The sequence below is a fragment of the Microcoleus sp. Pol10D4 genome, from assembly GCF_036701555.1.
Classification (GTDB): domain Bacteria; phylum Cyanobacteriota; class Cyanobacteriia; order Cyanobacteriales; family Microcoleaceae; genus Microcoleus.
This window is the reverse complement of record NZ_JAUBRA010000061.1, coordinates 1-19843: the sequence shown is the minus strand read 5'-3', so window position 1 is coordinate 19843 and position 19843 is coordinate 1. Positions and strand designations below refer to the sequence as shown.

Annotated in this window: 17 protein-coding genes; 10 read left to right on the top strand and 7 right to left on the bottom strand. The window is 46.0% G+C overall.

Annotation, left to right across the window (positions count from 1 at the left end):
- Positions 1-43 precede the first annotated feature (43 nt).
- The 3 genes from QUA36_RS24250 to galT all read left to right on the top strand — a co-directional run bounded on the left by QUA36_RS24250 (position 44) and on the right by galT (position 5700).
- Complete coding sequence (locus tag QUA36_RS24250) at positions 44-2269, top strand: ATP-binding protein (protein WP_333459355.1); 2226 nt, start codon at positions 44-46, stop codon at positions 2267-2269.
- A 441-nt stretch (positions 2270-2710) separates the two neighbouring features.
- Positions 2711-4390 (top strand): AarF/ABC1/UbiB kinase family protein, encoded by a 1680-nt coding sequence (locus QUA36_RS24245; RefSeq protein WP_333459354.1) that lies wholly within the window; start codon positions 2711-2713, stop codon positions 4388-4390.
- 224 nt (positions 4391-4614) lie between these two features.
- Positions 4615-5700 carry a galactose-1-phosphate uridylyltransferase gene (galT, locus tag QUA36_RS24240; RefSeq protein ID WP_333459353.1) on the top strand — a complete coding sequence of 362 codons (1086 nt, stop codon included), beginning with the start codon at positions 4615-4617 and terminating at the stop codon, positions 5698-5700.
- Between the two features lie 85 nt (positions 5701-5785).
- Here the strand turns inward: galT and QUA36_RS24235 are convergent, their stop codons facing one another.
- Positions 5786-6043 (bottom strand): hypothetical protein, encoded by a 258-nt coding sequence (locus tag QUA36_RS24235; RefSeq protein ID WP_333459352.1) that lies wholly within the window; start codon positions 6041-6043, stop codon positions 5786-5788.
- Here QUA36_RS24235 and QUA36_RS24230 point away from each other — a divergent pair.
- Positions 6024-6974, top strand: a complete 951-nt coding sequence (locus QUA36_RS24230; protein WP_333459351.1) for a M24 family metallopeptidase — start codon at positions 6024-6026, stop codon at positions 6972-6974. The genes QUA36_RS24235 and QUA36_RS24230 overlap by 20 nt on opposite strands.
- A 231-nt stretch (positions 6975-7205) precedes the next feature.
- Here QUA36_RS24230 and QUA36_RS24225 read toward each other — a convergent pair whose 3' ends face one another.
- The 3 genes from QUA36_RS24225 to QUA36_RS24215 all read right to left on the bottom strand — a co-directional run bounded on the left by QUA36_RS24225 (position 7206) and on the right by QUA36_RS24215 (position 11755).
- Positions 7206-7457: a TIGR02450 family Trp-rich protein gene (locus tag QUA36_RS24225; RefSeq protein ID WP_242725377.1), complete on the bottom strand. Its 252-nt coding sequence runs from the start codon at positions 7455-7457 to the stop codon at positions 7206-7208.
- A 758-nt stretch (positions 7458-8215) separates the two neighbouring features.
- Positions 8216-8440 carry a hypothetical protein gene (locus QUA36_RS24220; protein ID WP_333042394.1) on the bottom strand — a complete coding sequence of 75 codons (225 nt, stop codon included), beginning with the start codon at positions 8438-8440 and terminating at the stop codon, positions 8216-8218.
- Positions 8441-9919: 1479 nt separating this feature from the next.
- Positions 9920-11755 carry a caspase family protein gene (locus QUA36_RS24215; RefSeq protein WP_333459350.1) on the bottom strand — a complete coding sequence of 612 codons (1836 nt, stop codon included), beginning with the start codon at positions 11753-11755 and terminating at the stop codon, positions 9920-9922.
- A 282-nt stretch (positions 11756-12037) separates the two neighbouring features.
- Between QUA36_RS24215 and QUA36_RS24210 the strand changes: the two genes are divergently transcribed.
- The 5 genes from QUA36_RS24210 to QUA36_RS24190 all read left to right on the top strand — a co-directional run bounded on the left by QUA36_RS24210 (position 12038) and on the right by QUA36_RS24190 (position 15853).
- Entirely contained in the window at positions 12038-12739 is a 702-nt protein-coding gene (locus QUA36_RS24210; RefSeq protein ID WP_242722140.1) for a V4R domain-containing protein, read from the top strand.
- A 94-nt stretch (positions 12740-12833) separates the two neighbouring features.
- Positions 12834-13100, top strand: coding sequence for a hypothetical protein (locus QUA36_RS24205; protein WP_333165925.1), 267 nt, complete (start codon positions 12834-12836; stop codon positions 13098-13100).
- 170 nt (positions 13101-13270) lie between these two features.
- On the top strand, positions 13271-13741 hold the full coding sequence (locus tag QUA36_RS24200; RefSeq protein WP_333459349.1) for a phycobilisome protein: 471 nt from the start codon (positions 13271-13273) through the stop codon (positions 13739-13741).
- 43 nt (positions 13742-13784) lie between these two features.
- Entirely contained in the window at positions 13785-14447 is a 663-nt protein-coding gene (locus tag QUA36_RS24195; RefSeq protein ID WP_333165931.1) for a V4R domain-containing protein, read from the top strand.
- Positions 14448-14686: 239 nt separating this feature from the next.
- Positions 14687-15853 (top strand): pentapeptide repeat-containing protein, encoded by a 1167-nt coding sequence (locus QUA36_RS24190; RefSeq protein WP_333165934.1) that lies wholly within the window; start codon positions 14687-14689, stop codon positions 15851-15853.
- A 17-nt stretch (positions 15854-15870) separates the two neighbouring features.
- Here the strand turns inward: QUA36_RS24190 and QUA36_RS24185 are convergent, their stop codons facing one another.
- The 3 genes from QUA36_RS24185 to QUA36_RS24175 form a co-directional block, all read right to left on the bottom strand.
- A complete protein-coding gene (locus tag QUA36_RS24185) occupies positions 15871-16341 on the bottom strand; it encodes a phycobilisome protein (protein WP_333079514.1) in 471 nt (156 codons plus the stop codon).
- Positions 16342-16379: 38 nt separating this feature from the next.
- Positions 16380-16862 carry a 2Fe-2S iron-sulfur cluster-binding protein gene (locus QUA36_RS24180; RefSeq protein WP_006635922.1) on the bottom strand — a complete coding sequence of 161 codons (483 nt, stop codon included), beginning with the start codon at positions 16860-16862 and terminating at the stop codon, positions 16380-16382.
- Positions 16863-16989: 127 nt separating this feature from the next.
- Positions 16990-17172: a hypothetical protein gene (locus QUA36_RS24175; RefSeq protein WP_333165941.1), complete on the bottom strand. Its 183-nt coding sequence runs from the start codon at positions 17170-17172 to the stop codon at positions 16990-16992.
- A 192-nt stretch (positions 17173-17364) separates the two neighbouring features.
- Between QUA36_RS24175 and QUA36_RS24170 the strand changes: the two genes are divergently transcribed.
- Positions 17365-19299 (top strand): serine/threonine-protein kinase, encoded by a 1935-nt coding sequence (locus QUA36_RS24170; protein WP_333459348.1) that lies wholly within the window; start codon positions 17365-17367, stop codon positions 19297-19299.
- The last annotated feature ends 544 nt before the right edge of the window (positions 19300-19843 follow it).

Here is a 19843-nt window from a genome sequence, read left to right as displayed (position 1 = left end):
GCGGGAGCCGGCTCAAACATCTTAGAATAAAGGCTTGGTTGCCATGATCGATCGCCAGGGAAATCAAGAGTTTACTTCGATCGACCGATCGCCCTCAGAGTCTTGCACTTTGCATTTACCGCAAATCGCAGAACCAGTCTCAGTCCCAAAATTTCTGGATCGTCTTATGCAGTTCCAGGTCGATCCTGCCCTTCTAGGGCGACAAATTTGCCAAATTCTCGCCACCAGCTTTGATCGAGAACTCCTGCTGCTGCAAATAGCCAATACTTTGGGGGTTGCATGGGGGGCAGATTTCTGTTTGGTTACTGCTGTGGTTGACCAGAAAGTAGTACATCCGAATGCTTGCTGGGAAAATACGAGCAATCTACCCTATGTTGCCGATATTGCCGATTCCACTGAAACACCGGAACACCCCCAAACCACAAGATTAAAACCACCTAGCATATCACTCGAACACCCCGCTTGGGCAAACCTCCTAGCAGACGGCGAGATAGTGGCGATATCCGACTATCTGGATATTCCGGCAACTTCATCGCCCAATTCCCCTGTGAATGCGCTGCCTTTTCGGGCAATTTTGGCAGGGCCTGCGCGATTTGGAGGGGCTGTAAATGGCATGATCATTGTTGGTAAGTCGCAACCTCACGAGTGGTCAGTAGCCGATCGGCAGCGCCTTGAAGCAGCATCAGACGCGATCGGCAGCGCGATTTCTCACCTTCAAAAAACTCAAGAAATTTCCAGCTTAAACGAACAGTTACAGCGACAAGCTAAATACAAAAATCTACTCATGTCAGTTGGTGCCTCGATCGACACAAATTCAGAAGTCGATCGAATATTGCAGCAAGTTATTGAAAATACCGTCGATACCCTGGAAGTAGATAGAGGTCAAATCCTCCTATTGAAATATACAGATCCTCTATTTACAACTCGCTCCCCCAATCAAACTCCCAAAGCGAAAGTCGAATTATTTTGCGAATCTGTTGTCAAAAAAGAGCCAAACAAACAGCCAATAGCACAAAGCGCGATCAGCAAAAAAAGCTCAACATCCAAAACAAAAAACAAGGATAAAACTGCTAATTCCCAGTCCAAAATTCCTAACTCAAAACCAAATAACTCTCCCGCTTTTTGGCTGTCAGAATCTAATTTGTGCCAGCAAGCATTCCACAGCGCACCCAAACCCCTCGCCCTCGCTGACGTAGGCGCATTAATCGCCAAAGAACAAGAAGCAGCCACAGAAATTTTGAAACTCCAAGGCATTCGCGGCTTGCTGCTGGTTCCCATCACCGACGGTAGCTGCCAGGAAACAGTTCTGGGTTTCTTGGTTTTGCAGCACTCGAAGCCGCGCACTTGGAACCCGGAAGAATTAGAAGTTCTCGAATCAGTCAGCGCTCAAGTGAGCAAGATGATTATCCAAACTCAAACGCTTAAGGAATTGCAAAACGTAGTTTTAGACAGAACCTCTCAGTTGCAGCAAAGTCTAGACCTGCAGGGGAAACTGTACGAACAATCAGCCAATCAGCTAGAGCAAATGCGGAAATTGAAGCTGATTAAAGACGAGTTTCTCAGCACTCTGAGTCACGAGTTGCGTACCCCCTTAACAATCATGAAGCTGGCGATTCTGATGCTCAAACAAGCTGAACTGCCGTCAGCGAATCGGACTAAGTATCTCGACATTCTAGAACAGCAGTGTTCTAAGGAAACTGCTCTGGTTAATGATTTGCTGGCCCTCAAGCAGTTTGAGCCTCAGCAAGTCCCGATTTCTCTAAGCAAAATCGATCTCAACCGTTTATTTCAAGATTTAGCTGGGGATTTTGAAAAACAGTGGGCGGATAAGCAATTAACTCTGAAGGTGGATTTGCCCAAGTTAACCCCTTGCTGGGAAACAGACCCCGACATTCTCAATCGGATACTGCTGGAACTGCTGACGAATGCTGGAAAATACTCTGCTTCTGGAACGACGGTAGTTTTGGAGGCGTCTGAGGCAGCCGGCTATATTGTCCTGAGCATTTCTAATTTCGGGCGCGGCATTTCTGCGGCTGATTTGCCCCACATCTTTGACAAGTTCCGCCGTGGCACTGGCATTACTGACCAAGCTATCGCCGGTACGGGTTTGGGTCTGGCTCTGGTAAAGTGTTTAGTGCAGCACTTGAATGGTACTATTGATGTATCTAGCTGTCCGGCAGAAAGTTCAGAATCTGACAATTTGTGGCGCACATCTTTTACTCTGACTCTGCCGCAATTTGCAGCGGAACTCTGTAATGTAGAAGAATAGTTCGGTTGAGAAGCTGCTGGGAATTGGCAGCGAACAGGCGAAACTAGAAGACTTGCCAGAAGAGGGAGATTGGGAAATGTCGTAAACACTACCAAAGTCCTCTGTTTTGAATTTTTGATCTGGTTGCCGTCTAAATTGCCGGTTCTCGATTGCTGATTTTTCCCAGAACTTATATTATGTCTGGTTATTGTCCCGTAATTAGCGCGTGTTTTTAGTGAGTGCGACTGTCCTCTATTTATGAATTAATCAGGACTTGCATTACTTACTAGGAACTTAATTATAATTGTATAGTCGGAGATGATATTACGCAGTATAGACCAAATAAACTGAGTTTTTAACTGCTTCAAAGGCCTGCCACCCGTCTTTTCGTACAAACGGGTTTCTGCGTCCTGGATTGTCCCTAAAAATTGTCACGGTGCATGGAATTTGATCGCCAATATTATGCTCACAAAAGCTGCACCTAAAACCCTGCGTTGGCAACGTTCTAAATATTCGCCACTGGCACGGCAAATAGACATTTTTGCAGCGGCGGGAAAGTTTATGTTTTTTTTGTGGTGGGATGCACTGCTGCAAAATAATTCGCCTCAAACTAGAAGAATTCGCGCTCACTGGTTGGTCAATACTTTGCTGAATTTAGGCCCGACTTTTATTAAAATCGGGCAGTCTCTCTCGACTCGGGCGGATTTGCTGCCGCTTGAGTATGTGAAGGAACTCGAACAGTTGCAGGATCGGGTTCCTCAGTTTAGTTCCGAAGAGGCGATCGCTCTTGTAGAATTAGAGTTAGGCAAGGATATTTATGCTTTGTACCGCGATTTTGACCCGTCGCCCATTGCTGCTGCGAGTCTGGGACAGGTGCACAAAGCGAGGCTGCACACCGGGGAAGATGTGATTGTGAAGGTGCAGCGTCCGGGTTTGGAAAGTTTATTTGATTTGGATGTGAAGGCGGTGCGCCAAGTGATGCGTTTTTGCGATCGCTATTTGCCTGGGACGCGCAAATATGACCTAGCATCTATTTATCACGAGTTTTTTAAGATTTTATATCAAGAAATTGACTACGTGCAAGAAGGTAAAAATTCCGATCGCTTTAGCCATAATTTTCGAGAATATCCTCAAGTTATTGTCCCGAAAGTCTACTGGCAATACACTACTAAAAAAGTGCTTACTCTAGAATACGCACCAGGCATTAAGGTGGACGACCGCATTAGTTTAGAGGCGATTGGAGTCGATATTGTGAAGCTCAATCAACTCGGAATTTGCTGTTATTTGAAACAGTTGTTAATAGACGGTTTTTTTCAAGCTGACCCGCATCCGGGAAATTTGGCGGTGACAGAAGATGGTAGCTTGATTTTTTACGATTTTGGGATGATGGCTGAGATAAAGTCTCTGGCTAAAGACCAAATGGTCAAGACTTTTTTTGCTGTGATGAGAAAGGATGCTGACGAGGTACTCAATACTTTAATTTCGATCGGCTTAGTTGAGCCGATGCCGGATATGATGCCGGTACGCAGGCTGATTGCTTTTCTGTTGGATAAGTTTATTGATAAGCCGATCGACTTTCAAGCTTTTAATGAAATTAAGAACGAACTTTACATCATGTTCGAGCAGCAACCGTTTCGCTTGCCTGCAGAAATGATGTTTATTGTCAAGTCAGTCACGACTCTCGACGGCATTGCTAGAACTCTCGACCCTAACTACAATTTCCTAGCATCCGCTCAGCCTTTTGTCAAGAGTATTGCGGTGAGCAAGGGGCGGGGAAATGCGATCGGAGAATTGGCAAGGCAAGCGCGAAGTTTTATTACATATAAGTTACGGCAGCCGAGCAAATCGCAAGTTTATCTCAAGCGTTTGGAGCAGCGAATTGAAGAAGGCGAACTGCAAATTAGAGTGCGAAATCTAGAGAGCGAAAGAGCCTTGAAACGCATTAATTTAGCCCTGAAAACTCTAATTTTTGCTTGTTTGACTGGTTTTGTGTTTTTGTCGGGTGCAGTGCTGCTAGTGGGCGGATATCAAACGGGGGCGATCGCAGCTTTTGCGGTTTCGGGATTCGGTGGCTTGTTTGTGTTGCGCTCGTTGTTAGACTTGTTGGTTAAGGAAAAGCTCGATCGAATAGTCGATCGATAAATATACTAGGTAATTGGGAATTGTGATCGTAAGCTGCTACGCATTTAAATTGAATCCAGAGCCGAGCTCTGGGGCCCGTTCTACAATAGCAGACGATCGGCTGAGGTTGGTACTGCAAACTAAACTTGTTAACATAATTTGCGACTTTAGGTAGGGGCGGACTTTCAAAGCACGAAGTTATACTCCTAACATATATTAAAAGCGATCGCCCGCCCCTACAAAAAATGTACGCCCAAACATTGCTAAAACCAGACGGCCGCCCACTCACACTGTACAGTCGCTACCCAATCCCAGAAGGTATCGTGGCCGTAAGTCCCAGCAATGAACCCGTACAGGCAAACCCGCACTTTCGCTGGCATCCTTTGCGGGGGGAATGGGTAGCATACGCCAGCCACCGTCAGGGAAGAACTTTCATGCCGCCGCCGGAATACAACCCCCTGGCAGCTACAATTAACCCTAAGTTTCCGACAGAATTGCCGCCGGGAGAGTACGATGTAGCAGTGTTTGACAACCGCTTTCCCTCGATGACTTTGCAAGCAAAAAACGCACCTGCAAATATTGTAGAAACTTTGCCCGCAAAGGGCATTTGCGAAGTCGTTGTTTTCACTCAAGATCCGCTGGCTTCCTTGGGATCTTTGGAGTTATCTCACTTGGAATTGCTGTTAGAAGTATGGGCCGATCGCACTTCAGTTATTGGCAGCAATCCCGAAATTCAATACGTCTTGCCCTTTGAAAATCGCGGCGTCGAAGTCGGAGTAACTTTGCACCATCCCCACGGTCAAATTTACGCTTATCCGTTCGTGCCACCGGTGCCAGCGCGGATGTTAGAAACTCAGTCAGTTTACTATCAAAAAAACAGTAGCGGTTTGCTGCAAGATTTGATTCAAAAAGAGATTGCCGACAAACAGCGAATTATTTATTTAGACGAAGAGGCGATCGCTTTTGTCCCCGCTTGTGCCCGCTACCCTTACGAAGTGTGGATTGCCCCGATCGCCCCCGCTGCTACATTTATCGATTTGACGGAAAAACAGCGGCAATCACTCGCTAAGGCCTTAAAAACAGTCACCCTCAAATATGACGGTTTGTGGCATCGCCCATTCCCTTATTTGATGGCATGGTTTCAAGGGCCCACAGACGGGAAACCCCATCCAGAAGCGCATTTGCACGCCCAATTTTATCCGCCCTATCGATCGAGCGATCGGCTAAAATACCTCGCAGGAACCGAACTCGCCGCCGGAATGTTTGCCAACGACGCTTTACCCGAAGAAAAAGCTAAAGAATTGCAAGCAGTATCCGTCAATCTATTTTAGATTTTAGATTTTAGATTTTAGATTTTAGATTTTAGATTTTAGATTTTAGATTTTAGATTTTAGACTTGGGAAATGTTAACTAAAATCAGTGATTTTCTTCCTTCTTCCTTCTTCCATCTTCCTTCTTCCATCTTCCTTCTTTCATCTTCCTTCTTTCATATATGATAAACTCATTAAACCAAGAAGTTGACAGCAAACTCGAATTCATCCGCAAAGCCTTAACCGAAACAAAAGCGAGATCCCTTCGCTTGCGAGGCACGGACTGGTTTGCCTGGGCCACAGCCGGCGCTTCCCATACAGTATTGCTAACCGCAGAAACCGGAGTGGCAGAACTTTTAATCACCGCCGAAACAGCTTGGGTTCTCACCGATGAAATTGAAGCTCAACGCTTGCAGGACGAGGAATTACCAACCAACTTTCAAATGCACATATATCCTTGGGCTGATGTTGCACAGCGCGAAGCTTTTGTCAAAGAAATTACTGGTGGAGGTAACGTGATGAGCGATCGGCCAACTTCCCAAGAAATGCCAATAATCGCATCTTTACAATCCCGCAAACAGACAATGATGTCAAGCGAATTAGAGCGATACCGGCGAGTCGGGTGTTTAGCCAGCGAAGCGATGACAGAGGTACTTTCCGCCGCCAAACCCACATGGACAGAATATCAGCTAGCGGGAGCCGGTGCAGAGGCTTTGTGGGCGAGAGGTTTGCATCCAGCCCTGACATTAGTTGCTGGAGAAAGGCGTTTGCCGCTGTACCGCCACGCCACCGCAACCGCCGAAGAAATTGGGCGACAAGCAATGTTAGTATTTTGCGCCAGAGGATGGGGTTTGTATGCAAATTTAACCAGGTTTGTCTGTTTTGGTTCTCTTGCAGAAAAGGACGCACAACTGCACCGAAAAGTCAGAGAAATTGAAGCCACAGCGTTGAATTTTTGCCAGCCCGGAGTATCGCTGAATGCGGTTTATGATACGCTGAAAACTACTTACGAACAGCACGGATATCCTCAAGCAATTCGGGAACACCATCAAGGCGGAACTACTGGATATTTGGCGCGGGAAGTTGTGGCGAATCCAGCTACTTCAGATATTTTGGCAGAAAATATGGCTGTGGCTTGGAATCCGAGTTTGTCGGGAGCAAAAATTGAGGATACGTTTGTAATTCACAGCGATGGAACGTTGGAAAATTTGACTTTTGATCCGAATTGGCCGAGTGTAGAAGTAGCGGGAAGGTTGCGCCCTGTGCCACTGGAAATATGGGACGATCGACCTTAGTCAATTTAACTTATCGCTTTAAAGAAAAAAAGTACACTACCCTACAAAACGCATTAAATTGAGTTCGGATCGCCGTACTTAATGTTTTGTTACATACTTATGATTTTTCCCACCACTTTCTTGGTGAAATATTTTTCAAAACCGGGAAAGTCTCACTCCGTATTGGTTTGGAGCGGAACGATAGCAGCAGGCGGCGGAACTTCCCCTCACTCTACCCCACAGCCCTGTCTTTTAGTCTGCAGTTTCTAATTCCTCTAATTCTTGCGTAGACTGCCATCCAGCTTGCCAGAGCGATCGGTCTTTGAGCTGTGCGGCGTTCAGCCAAAAACGCACATTTGGATCGCAAGCCGCCACCATTTCTGCAAATACCCATTTACCTTCGTTTTTTCGGTTGACCACTTGAAAGTGTCGCCACCCCCAAGTTTTTTGGTGTGAAGTCCATCGGGAACCAACTAAATAAGGAAATTTTTGTTTTTTGCTCACAGTATTTTTGTGGAAAGATATATTAGAAAGCCAGTGAATTGTAATATAGCCATCCTAAATCCTTTGTGTAATTCTTGTAGGGGCAAACCCCCCGTGGTTGTCCCCATGAGGCAGGGGTAGGCACTCTTGGCACTATCTCTACATCTTTGTACGACTCGTGCAAGGGTTGCTATAACTCGTTCTGTTTGATGATATTAATTCCCTATTAAAGCTCGTCAAATCCTCTCCCCCTCTCCCCTTCTCTCGAACATACCAGATAATATAGAGTCGCTGCTGCTTACATGAGAGTTGACCTAAACTCTATCTAAAAGTAGATGCGTTTATTGTAACTTGCAGCAATTTCGCATCGGGGTTCAAAAGTAAGGGCAGTTCAATGACTGCCCCTGTAATTAGTTATACCTATTGAATAGGATAATTTTTCAGGCGATCCACAAATAGCAAATTTATCCAGTACGAGCTAAATCGTGAATCTCAAATCTAAAAGCAAATAACCCAGGTTATAGTTGTGCAGAATAATCCCTTCTGTGAAACTTACTCAAATCTACTTTTAGAGCAGGTTTGACGTTCACTTCCTGCTTCTACCAAAGCGGTCGGCCGCTTCTTGTCCACAGGCGTGTTTTCGAGCCCAACTTTCCCTACAAACATTTTTTCAATCTTAATCGTGTTTCATTGATCCTGTACAGCTCAATAAAAACGCACTTTTAGGCAAGATTGACTAATTTCTTTGATTCTGTCGCTACGTCTTGATTACTTCCCTGTTAAGGCTTTTGGCCCGATAAGTCCAGAGGAAGTTGGGGAAGCCGGAGGCGAACCGCATTTGTTTGCAGCCAGAGAGTGATGGCGTGCTTCCGTTGCGGAGTCACGTACTCTCCTGGTCGGATCACGCCAGCACAGACGCCGATGTTTTTCATAAGGGTTTCTCGCTCCGATGAACTTGCACCCTGTAGCAACCTGACTTGGGCTTTGATAAAATCCACGTTCATAGCTGAAACTAAAAGTAAGTAAAGAACTCAGTTAAATAGCGATGCTTTGCTTCCGATTGTAACTCTAAAACCACTTGGTATGAATCAAATTGATTCAACATCCCCTGGATGGGGATCGGGGCGTCTAGAGCTAGCCAACTTTATTTACTTTATCTGTTTTTGCTAGCAAAAGTGTCACTATGCTAGCAGTTTTGGCAGAATTATTTATAGTTAAGAACTGTTACAAATTTGGCTCGCTTTCTACAATACGGCAGAGTTTAGTGCTAACGCTACTTTCCTGAACTCAAAAAGTTCAGCATTGTCTCCAACTCCTTGCCTTCCTAGCTTTTACACTCCCCGATTGGGAAGCGATCGCTCGGTGAACATTCCTCTTCGATCGCCCTTCTTAACACCCGGACACTGCCACATCACCCTATTGATTTAGATTGTCCAGTAGACTTGGCTGTGGACTATAACTTCAGGCATACGTGTTGTTACCGGGGCTACAATAAGCGAGCAAATTTTTATTCTTATTTGCCAAGGAAAAATTTTTTGAATTTTCTTGCAAAGCCCCTATTTGTGTTAATTAAGGTAGCTTTGTGATCTCCGGGTCAACGAAGACTCGCAGCTTGTGAATCCAGATATTTTGTCCTGTGTGGCGCTGAATCTGTTTCCTGAATTCATTAGGGGCGATCGCTCGTCCGCGAGAATTGTCAGTAACGGCTCATTTTGTATAATTCATAACAGATCTGTCACTGCTAAAAATTTAAAAACAGCACAAGTTTAAATAGTCTTCCATCAGTCGATCGCTCCTAATAGCCCACAAAGAGGCATAAAAAAAAGTAACTCTGCATCCCGATTTTTTAAGGCGATTTTGCCTTAGCTATTCTCCTTAGATAGCAATTTGATATAGCCCTATTTGCTGTCACTAAAGTTAAAATTAACTCTAAATTAAGCTAATACCCTAGGTGATAAAATACATAAATTAACTTTTTTAACCATCCATCAAAATTAAGTAATTTAAAACTCTTTCCTCATCAACCAATATATATTTACAGTCATCCTTATTGTTAAAAAAAATCTTTTTTGACGTTGGATGCGTCGGTTTAGGGAACTCTGGACGTGAATTAAAGATATTAATTAATCGGCGTTGCACAATTTAAGATTATTGTAATGATTAGGGTTAGGCGTCCCGCCTGCTTTGAAAATACACGCCTTCGGGTTCATGGGCTCATCACAAAAAGAATCCAAATCATTCCACTATTATGCAGCCCCAATTAAGCAGCCCATACGATATCTTTTACTCTACAAAAACGAACCAGCTAGGCAGCATAGAAAATCCCCTCGCGCAGAAGCTGGGGAGGGGAAATGGGGAATAAAATTATTGGTTTTAAATTATCGATGTGTAGATCTCTTTTTGCAGCATCAAGAGGTATCGGCCTACTTCAGCCAGTCGCTAAGATAATTTCCCGGTGGGAAACCGAGAAATTATCAACTAAATCAACCTTTTTTCTGCTGGCGTTGGAGCTTAGTTTTCCAATTGGCGATCTCCTTCTGAGCCGGCTGATAACTCTTAGTACCCGACGGCACCAGCGAAGCAGCTTCAACTGCCTCTTTCAGCTTTCCTTGAGAGCCGCGCAACTGAGCAATTTTGAGAATACTTTCGCTCCACTCTCCAATTAACTGTTGAGCTTCTTCATACTTCGGCTGACCGGGTTCAATTTTATTAGCTTGCTGGATGCCTTTACTGTAAGAAGAGGCAACCCCCCGCTTAATTTGACCCTTAGCAGCCGATAGCAAAGCAGCATTTACATCCTGGTCTTTGGATAGCTCCTCCCACTGAGCGATCGCCTGTTTCGACTGATTGTACACAGGCTTATTGACATCAGGCATCAATTTAGCCGCCCCGATCGCCCCCTGGAAATCGCCCCGAGCAGCCCGCCCGTTAGCTATATCCAAAATCGTTAAACTCCAGCGCTCAATATCCTGCTGAGCCTGCGGGTAGAGCGGATCGCTAGGCGGAATCGTTCGAGCCTTAACCACCGCTCTATTAAAACTAGAAGCCGAACCATCTTTGAGGAAAGTTTTCGCCTCAGCCCACACCTGCTGGCTGGATGGTGGCTGCTTGGTTCCAGTCCCCGCTTGCACCGCCCGCGGTTGGTTCTGTGACCCCCCAGTACCAGTAAATTTTTGAGATCCAGAGTTTTCGGCATTTTTAGCAGGCGATTGAGGATCTCCTTCTTGCTGACCAACAAAAATTGATTTGTTGGTCACAAAAACCCCCAACAGTAGCACCAAAGCCGTAGCTGAACTCCATAAAACTAGCTGCTGCAAAAATGACTTATCCGACCCCCCGTTATGCTCATCCTCCGGCTTTGGCAAGTTCGGTCGATCGCCCCCCCCATTAGCAGGGACCACGGCCTTCGGCTGCGACACAGGCGGCATCTCAACCGACGAATCCTGAGCGTTGCGAACTGCCGGAGGCAGATCCATTCGAGCCGTCGCGGTCGCCATTTGCGGGCGATCGAACCCATCAGCCGTACCAACCGCCATATTGCCGTTGCGTCCTGCCAACGCAGCAGTTGGTACCCCTGAAGCATCCGGCAAAATCACCAAATTAGCCTTTCCTGGAGGATTCACCACCATCAAAGGTTCTTGTTTCGGACGCAAATGGTGGTCACACAGCTCCGGCAGTCGATCGCTCAAAAAACGGTCTAAACCCTTAATGGTCATGCACTGTCCCGATCGTAGCCCCTCCAAAAGCGCCGTCGTAAAAAATCCCTGACGCAGAGCTGAAGTTTCCCGCGAAACTTGATTCGGGCGGCAAGAAAGCACCGTCGGAATTTCCAGTTGCCGGGCCAGCTCGGCCGTTTGAGAGCCGATCGTTTCCCCCGCTTTCACAATCTGGCTGCGATTCATATCAACCAGCACCAACACCGTTTCCGTAGGAGCGTTTTTCAGAGTATTCAACAGCAACTCTACCGGAATCCCTGTACCCTGAATGTCAGCCGGATTGCCGTCAACCGGCATCAAATAATCCTTACCTTCATAGCTGACACCGTAGCCACTAAAAAAACACCAGAGTAAATCTCCCTGTTGCACATGTTCCGCGCATAGGCTTTGGGTCAATCTCAGAATATTTTCCCGATTTGGATATGTAGATTGACCCCACAGCGACGGCGAGCTATCGGTCATCAGCAGACATCCATCCGGCGCAAAACCCGCCTCCTCAGTCAAAAAACCGTACAGGGCCTCTGCATCCTCTTGGGCATAACTCAAAGGCTGGAGTAACTGATATTGATTGATGCCTATTGCAATACAAGCGTGATTTTTCATCCCCATATGCCCTATATATATAGTGGACAGCTTGCACAAAACGATAACACATACCCGTTTAAGGTTATACCTACTTTTGCCAGCACTCAGAGAGCAGTTGTCCGAAGGCAGAACTCCCAAAAGCCCCCAAATTTAGCATCCTAGAATATTTAATTTTTATATGGCAGTAAAAAAATTATCCCCTGTGCCTGCCTTTAGAAAAATAAAGTTAAATTGGATACACAGGCCAGTCTATTTGACTCTAATTTTCACCAAACTACACCAAAAAGGAATAACCCGCCCATGGTCTCTACCGCCAAAAAAGAAATCTCCCCCCACAGCGAATCGCTACTGAAGCAAAAGCATCCTAAAACTCACAGCCACTACAGGTTTCAGGATTTTTTTGCCTTCGATCGCCAGATGGGTACAATTGACGACTGGAATCAGTCGCGCAACATTTTTACCAGCGAAGACTTCATTATCGGTTTGGTGGAGGGGCTCGAAGAAGAAGTCGGCCCCGCGTCCTCTGTCATCATGTATACTATTGGTTGCCAGTGGGGACTCCAAGATTCCGAATTTTTTCAAAAATGGTTTAGTGCCGAATACAGCCAGAACATTCGCCAGTCAAATCTCATGTTTCTGCTAGAAACTTGGTGGTGGCCTTTCACGGCTCAAGGTTGGGGTCGCTGGGAAGTGGACATGAGCGATCGCAAACACGGCTGCATCTTCATCAACCTCTTTGACTCAGCAGTTGCTCGCACTTTGGGCGACGTAGGCAAACCGGTTTGTCACCTATACGCCGGTTTGTTCGCCGGTTTCTTCGGCTCTTTAGTCAAAAAGCCTCTGAGCTGCATAGAACTCCAATGTTACTCAATGGGAGAAACCTATTGCAAGTTCCTGCTTGGCAACCCAGATAAAATTGATGCAGCAGCATTCTGGCTCAACGAAGGTGCCAACGCCCGCGATATTCAAAATCGACTGCAACACGGTGAAATATTGCGGTAAACAACCTGGAAAGGCACATCCCCTGCCCTGCCTTTCCTCCCACCAATTTCGCGCTCAAAAGTGCAATGGTGGATTTCTCCAGGCAGGAAGAAAGATGAAAAGTCAAACTTCATGGTTGGACCAATCTGTCCAAGAATTCTTTGGTCACTATAATTGGCTGGGAAAATCTTTAGAAACCCCGAATGGCTCGACCCCCGGTCAACTTCTGAGTTTAACCCAGCCAGTAGCAGGCTTTTTTCAAGCTATCTCTTGGGAAGGAATTCCGGAAGTAGGTGCCCTACCCCTACCACCACCCTTGCCAGTAATTTCTATTTCTGAACAAGCAGAAGTCACCATTGATGACCTATTCGACCTGTTTTAATCTGTGTAGGGAATGGAAAATGAAAGATAGGGCAATCCTTAATCCATGTTCCCTCACCTCTCTTTCCTCATTCCTCAAAATCAATTAGTTAAATCCGTTAAATCCCGTACACTGCTCGTTGCCGAACTTCCTTCCTTTTATCAATTACCGATTACCACTTAATTAAAATCATGCACCCTGAGATTGAGGCGCTGCTGGATCAGGCAGAAAACCGCTTTTTAAAAGGCGAAGAGCTCATAGCTTTTAAGCGTCAAGCTGTAACCCTTGTCCAGCGCTTAAAAATTTACGAATTTTTGCGAGAGAAGGAAGCAAGCATCTTCCAACCAGTAGCCAACAAGCTACAAGAAACTTTCCCCGACGAAAAACAAGAAACCTTAGAACGATCGCTCAAACATTGGGTGTTAGTCTTGCGGTACAGCGCTATGGCTATGCTGCTAAACGATCAAAATTTTCTCGAACAGCGCCTTGTAGACTGGCTTTCCGGCATAGTCGAAGCCCACCAAACTCAAAAAATCGAAGCAACTGTTTGCAATCTGCTGCAAACTCGTATAAAAGAATTGCTTTCCGAGCAAGCCCGGGCTATATTGCAACCATTTTTCGACCAAGCGCAGTCAATTATTATTGACCAAGGTAATAAATAATCAGCTTTATTCCCAATTTCCAATTCCCAATTCCCAATTCCCGATGATTAATATTGCCGACTTACTCAAACAGCCTCGACTCCCTGGAAACTACTTTGCCAGCGATGCCTACGTCCGAGGCGACCTCGAACTCGGCCTCCTCGAAAACCGCCGGGGTGATCGGCTCTTAGCACTCCCAGAAACACTGATTCAAGCTATTTATATCGGCTTAGAACAAGAAACAGGTCAAGCTTCCCGCCTCGTGCTTTTCAACTGCGGTCGCTGGTGGGGTAAAAACTTCTACGTGCGTTTTTGCGAAGAAGTCAGCGAATACTACGGCCAGCCAGTTTCTGAAATGGAAATGGTAGAATTTCTTCAGTCCTTGCAACAGTGTTGGAAAACTCATGGATGGGGAACATTTGAGCTTGATCCTACCTATTCCGAACATGGATTTTTAATAGTAAAAATTGCTAACTCTCTTTTTGCTAAAACAGCTCCCAAGTCTAAGCGACCAGCCTGTTTTTTAGAAGCAGGTATTTTAAGTTCGTTCTTTAGTCAGCTTACGGGTCGAGAACTTCACTGCCTGCAAACATCTTGCGAATCATTGGGTTCGGACTGCAACCGCTTTATTTTAGGGCTGCGCGATCGCCTCCAACCTGCCGATTCTATGGTCGAAGAAGGAAAAGACCATGAAGATATTCTCAGTCAACTTTTCCAAAAAAACTGAATTTTTTGACAGCTATTAGTTTGTTAATAGCTGTTAAATCGATTGTTTTGCACCCATATTATCCACCGTATCATCAAAACCGTGAGTTAAATTATAAAAAAGCTTCTGAGTTGAAAAATCAGGTTTTAGTAATTCAAATAAAACCTGATTATAACTAGCAGCTAGAAAATTCATAACTTACTTTAGAAATTCATAAAATTTAAAAGCAATCAAAACCTCAAACATTTTGCTAGAACTTAATGGACGCCAATGAACTTCTAACTCGATATGCAGCCGGCGAAAGAGATTTTAGACTGGCAAATCTGCGCGGCATTGTGTTGAGTCCGATCGATTTATACCGTTCCAGCGATGCCCCAACTCTAATTTTGGCAAACCTCAACCAACACCAGCAACGACCCTACTTAATCGGTGCGAACCTCAGCGGGGCCGACCTCACCAAAGCCCATCTGAGCCGAGCCAATCTCAGCAAAGCTGACCTCAGCGGCGCCAATCTCACCGGCGCCAACCTCATGGCAGCCAGTCTGAGCGGCGCCAATCTCATCGGTGCCAATTTCACCGGCGCCAACCTAGCCGGAGCTCACCTGAATTGGGCAAACCTGACCGGAGCAATTCTTCCCAATGCTAATCTCATAGGTGCAGATATGAGCGCCGCTAACCTCACCAAAGCCGTTCTCACTGAGGCCAACCTCAGTAAAGCCTATCTGATTAAAGCCAATCTCAACGGCGCAAACTTCAAAGATGCTTACTTAAGTCTAGCGAGTCTGAAAGAGGCAGACTTGACCGAAGCACAGCTCACCGGAGCCGAATTATCCAAAGCCAACCTAGCCGGAGCCAACTTAACTCGTGCTAACCTCAGCAAAGCCAACCTGTTGAAAGCTAATCTCAGGCGAGCTAACCTCACTCAAGCCTATTTAAACGGCGCCTGCTTGATCGGATCAGACCTTAGCGAAGCTTGTTTGGATAGAGCCAATTTGTGCAAAGCAGACCTCAGCAAAACCTATCTGAGAAACATTACTTTGAATGGCAGCCACTTAAGCGGTATTAACCTCAGCGGGGCAGATCTGGGCGGTGTAGACTTGAGTCGCAAACTTTTAACTGGAATTAATATGGCAGAGGCATTGTTGAATGAAGCCAACTTGAGCGGTGCTTATCTGATGGAAGCTAACTTGAGCGGGGCAAACCTCAGCAAAGCCAACTTGAGTATAGCCTACCTGATCAATGCTGACCTTTCTAATTCTTGCCTGCATGAAATTAACTTGACCAAAGCTAACCTGAGTAAAGCCAACTTGCAGAAAGCTGACTTGACAGGAGCCAACCTGCGGGGAGCCATTCTCACTGAGGCGGACTTGACGGGAGCGAAGTTGATTGGAGCCACTCTTCCTAACGGCACAGTTTATCGGCGTTAACTTGTCAACTCCCTTGATTATTTACCGAGTAAAGTACGGTTGATGTCCAGAATCGGAAAAAATAGGTTCCTTTCTTCCACCGTGAGATATTGTTTGAGGACCTTTTTCATCACATCGTAGGTCACGGTCGCACTATTTCTAACTTGAACAGCCCCTAAAATAGTTTGCAACCAAAGTAGTAGTCGATCGCGCAACCGTTCAGTATCATTAATCAACAGTGCTGCCGCCGAATGCCTCAACACCCGCACAATATCTCCACGGCACTTTTCAGTCATATCGTTAGCCCCGCGCCGAAATAAACTAGGGTCTAGAGACAGCATTTGTGCTTCCACCTGCCGCATAATTTCTGTTTCAGAGGCTTGAAGTTTTTTATAAGCACTCATCCGGTGATTCAAAGACTGAAAGTAGTCTTTCAAAAATTGGAGTTCTTCTGCACTGGCGTAGCGTCCGTCTGCTTCCATGCTCAAACGCGCAAGTTGGCTCAACATAGATTTTTCTCTACTACTAAAATACAAACATATCAGTTTTAAGCTTCTTTAGTGCGAACTAAATACTGTCCTACTTGAAAGCGGGTTTCATTAAGCTGTGTCACGATAGAACGAGTAATTAACTTTCCTGATTCTACAACTACTTGACCCGTAATTGGGTGTAATAAATCTTGCTGGGCCCGGCGGCCGATCAGAGCTTCGACATTTTCAATAGCATTAATGTACATCCCCGCAGGCAACTGTACAACCACACCCTCGCCCATAATTTGAGCCTGACAAGCAAGTCGCGAATTGGCTTTAGCCGTAGTAATGACTTCCAACGTCCTTCTCTCGCGGCGGTTCATGTCCGACAAGCCTTCCATGCCTTCTTTAATGTAAACATGGCAGGTAGCGCACATTCCCCGCCCCCCGCATTCCTTGAGAACGTCTAAGTCTTTGGAAAGTAAGGCAGACAAAATATTTGATCGGGTTTCGACTGCTATTTCCTCCGCAATTGGATCTAGTTTAATAATTTTAACCATATTGATGTTTGCTCCTGTCAACTTCAGTATTTAGCAAGTTACGATCAACTTATTCAAAGCGCAAAAAAAATTGGCTAATACTCAAAAAGGTTAAGATGCCTTGACGACAGCATCGGCTTCTGGCTCTCTAACCCCTATGACATAACCGCACTTCTGTTTTGGTCATATCGCTGTTCCCTCGCCCCGATTCCTCAGCTTCGCCTTGAAAAGCTAAAACCTTAGATACTTTCTCGATGGCATTGAAAAAACTGTAATAGTCGCGATCGACTAAAATAGCAGCCACAGGTAGTTTCCGATCAGGTAGCGGCATCCGGCAAGATTGATAGTGATTCCGAAGCTCCAGGATTTTAGTAGGTGCGACTGTGCGATCACTCTCAAAGAGGCTGAGAATGAACCTGAGATAACATAGGCTGTACCTGGCGAGGGATTCAAAAATTTGAATTTTTGTCAGAATTATTTACATATTTTAATACTAGCTCAAGCTTTTTCTATAATTAGACCGATGCAACATTCTAAGTACCGTATTTTAGGGCTAGTCGGACAAGGACAATTTGGTCGAGTCTTTTGTGCCAGCGTTCGAGAAGCTCCCGCCCAGGACTCCCGCCTCACCAGCCAACTGGTTGCTCTCAAAGAACTTAGTCATCAAAAAGCCCCAACTAGCGAATTCTTGCGAGAGCTGTGGTTTCTGATCACCTTGCAGCACCCGAACATTGTTACCTGCCGAGCTCTAGAACACACAGCTACAGGGAGGTACTTGGTTATGGACTACTGCGAGGGAGGAACCCTCCGCAACCTGCTCAAACAAGAGCGCCCCTTGCGTCTGCTTGAAGGTTTGCAGCTAGTCATGGAAGTTTTAGCAGGCTTAGACTACGCCCACCGGCGAGGCGTAGTTCACTGCGACATCAAACCCGAAAATATCCTCCTCACTTTAGGGGCAAAAGGTTGGTCGCCCCGACTGTCTGACTTTGGCATCGCGCGTCGGCTGCCAGAAATTGGTACCACTCGCCTCCACCAAGAACTTTCTCCCGACGCTACCGTAGGTTCCCCCGCTTACATGGCCCCTGAGCGGTTTTACGGTCTTTTTTCTCCGATGTCAGATATATATGCAGTAGGAATTCTGCTGTTTGAATTGCTAATGGGCTACCGCCCTTTCGGGGGAACCCCCGGAGACTTGAGGTGGGCGCACCTGAATCAACGCTTGCAATTTCCCGACGCCATCCCCGAACCTTTGCAAGCAATAGTTAAAAAATCTTTAGAAAAGCTGCCAGCCCGCCGTTTTGCCAGTGCTTCCCAAATGGCCCAAGCTCTGCGACTGATCATGTATGACCCCGCTGTTAGGCAATTGGGCGACTGCATTATTCCTTGGGAAAATCCCACAAGTGGTGATAAAAGTCTGAAGTCGGAAACTGAGTCTTTGCAAGAAGTTGAAGAGGAAAAAGCATCACTGTCGGCGATTAATTTACTTGGGACTGTCCGCTATGCGCTTTCGCACCCCAAGCCACTGATACTTCCAGCACCGTTGACCGCTTTAATTGCCACTGAAACATATCTCTATGCTGCTGTAGGTACAGAGGTAAAGGTTTGGTCTCAGCCGGGAAAACAGCTAGTTACAGGAGAAATATCTACTTCTATTTCATTAATGCCGGAAATCGTGCGGGGCATTTTACCTGTTTCCCACGGCTGCTGCGTTCTCACTCCGCAAAAACTTTACTGGCTCAACGATCGCTCTTGGGAACCTCAGTGCCTGCTGGATATGGGTTTTAGGCAAGGCCCAGATGCTTTAAAAGCTGCTATTGACTCTCACGGTAACTGGTTGACAGTAGCGGTTCCTGGCGAACTGCGTTTTTATTCTTTAGCGGGAAACAGCACTGCGGGCGATCGGGAAAAAGCCCTGAAGCTGATCGCTACTGTGCCGTTACCAGAACACTATTTACCAGAATTAATTTTTTTGGATCGGCGACACGTCTTAGCAATTTGGCCGGACAACGAACCAAAAAATCCCCAAACTATTTTTAGAGTTTACACTCGCCGCGGCACGCCGGTGGGTTCTGTGCGGTTGTCTGCCAGCGTCGGACAGATCCTATTGACACCTGAACCTTATACTTTGCTGGGAATTCCCCAAGGTGGTAAAGCGGCGGTGCTGTTGATGAAATTGTGGCCGCTCAAGGTAGCGCGAATTCCCCTTGAAAGTTTGCCCGTGTCTGCTTGTGTGGCTAATTGGGGATGGGTATTGGCCGATTTTGGGGGGCAGATAGAAGTGTTAAACAGTCAAGGGATTCAAGTAGGGAATTTTAGCAGTCCTGCCTCACCCCGGGCGATCGCTCCGTGGGGGAATAAAGGTTTGGTGATTGCTGTCAATACTGAGGAAGAGAGTCACTTGCACTTTTTAGATGTAGATGTTGAGGAGACCAACTCGCGCTCGCTCATCAAAGGCTGATAACTGGCGTAACTAAAGGAGTTTCGGGGTGTAATTGAGGAGAGTGTATTTGCGGGCGATCGATTTTTCGGAGTTTGATCTGGGTTAGAGTACGGTGTCGTGTCAACTTCTGGATTTTGAATCAGAGGAATTGTTAAGGGCGATCGGCTCAATCTGAGACCTCAACCTCCCTCACTAAAGTCCAAGAAATGCAAACACCACTTAAATATATATATGACTCATGCACCAGCCTGCTTCGGTCATCCTAACCCCATGATGCAGCCTCACACCTCACACTCTAACTTTGCCTTACCTCTACTCTAAGTAAGCCCCATTATGTTGAACCACTGAGTCCTTCTACTCATGCGGGGGAGATAGTCTGCCCCAAAGTCGTATTTTCGTCAAAAAAAAGACCCCTTAGTTAAAAGAGGAGTGAGGCAGAGGATACCGGAGCCGACAATAAGTGTCGAAAGCCTTGGTGTGTATACCTTTAAAAAAAAGTCAAAAATATTTTCGCAAAACGCTTGACAACCCTGGGGAGAGTTGATACATTAATAAAGCGCCA

Coding starts and splice junctions, on each gene's coding strand:
- QUA36_RS24250 (WP_333459355.1), top strand. CDS start 44: ATGATCGATCGCCAGGGAAATCAAGAGTTTACTTCGATCGACCGATCG.
- QUA36_RS24195 (WP_333165931.1), top strand. CDS start 13,785: ATGATTAATATTGCCGACTTACTCAAACAGCCTCGACTCCCTGGAAAC.
- QUA36_RS24170 (WP_333459348.1), top strand. CDS start 17,365: ATGCAACATTCTAAGTACCGTATTTTAGGGCTAGTCGGACAAGGACAA.
- QUA36_RS24245 (WP_333459354.1), top strand. CDS start 2,711: ATGCTCACAAAAGCTGCACCTAAAACCCTGCGTTGGCAACGTTCTAAA.
- QUA36_RS24175 (WP_333165941.1), bottom strand. CDS start 17,172: ATGCCGCTACCTGATCGGAAACTACCTGTGGCTGCTATTTTAGTCGAT.
- QUA36_RS24190 (WP_333165934.1), top strand. CDS start 14,687: ATGGACGCCAATGAACTTCTAACTCGATATGCAGCCGGCGAAAGAGAT.
- QUA36_RS24185 (WP_333079514.1), bottom strand. CDS start 16,341: ATGTTGAGCCAACTTGCGCGTTTGAGCATGGAAGCAGACGGACGCTAC.
- QUA36_RS24200 (WP_333459349.1), top strand. CDS start 13,271: ATGCACCCTGAGATTGAGGCGCTGCTGGATCAGGCAGAAAACCGCTTT.
- QUA36_RS24205 (WP_333165925.1), top strand. CDS start 12,834: ATGAAAAGTCAAACTTCATGGTTGGACCAATCTGTCCAAGAATTCTTT.
- QUA36_RS24215 (WP_333459350.1), bottom strand. CDS start 11,755: ATGAAAAATCACGCTTGTATTGCAATAGGCATCAATCAATATCAGTTA.
- galT (WP_333459353.1), top strand. CDS start 4,615: ATGTACGCCCAAACATTGCTAAAACCAGACGGCCGCCCACTCACACTG.
- QUA36_RS24220 (WP_333042394.1), bottom strand. CDS start 8,440: ATGAACGTGGATTTTATCAAAGCCCAAGTCAGGTTGCTACAGGGTGCA.
- QUA36_RS24180 (WP_006635922.1), bottom strand. CDS start 16,862: ATGGTTAAAATTATTAAACTAGATCCAATTGCGGAGGAAATAGCAGTC.
- QUA36_RS24210 (WP_242722140.1), top strand. CDS start 12,038: ATGGTCTCTACCGCCAAAAAAGAAATCTCCCCCCACAGCGAATCGCTA.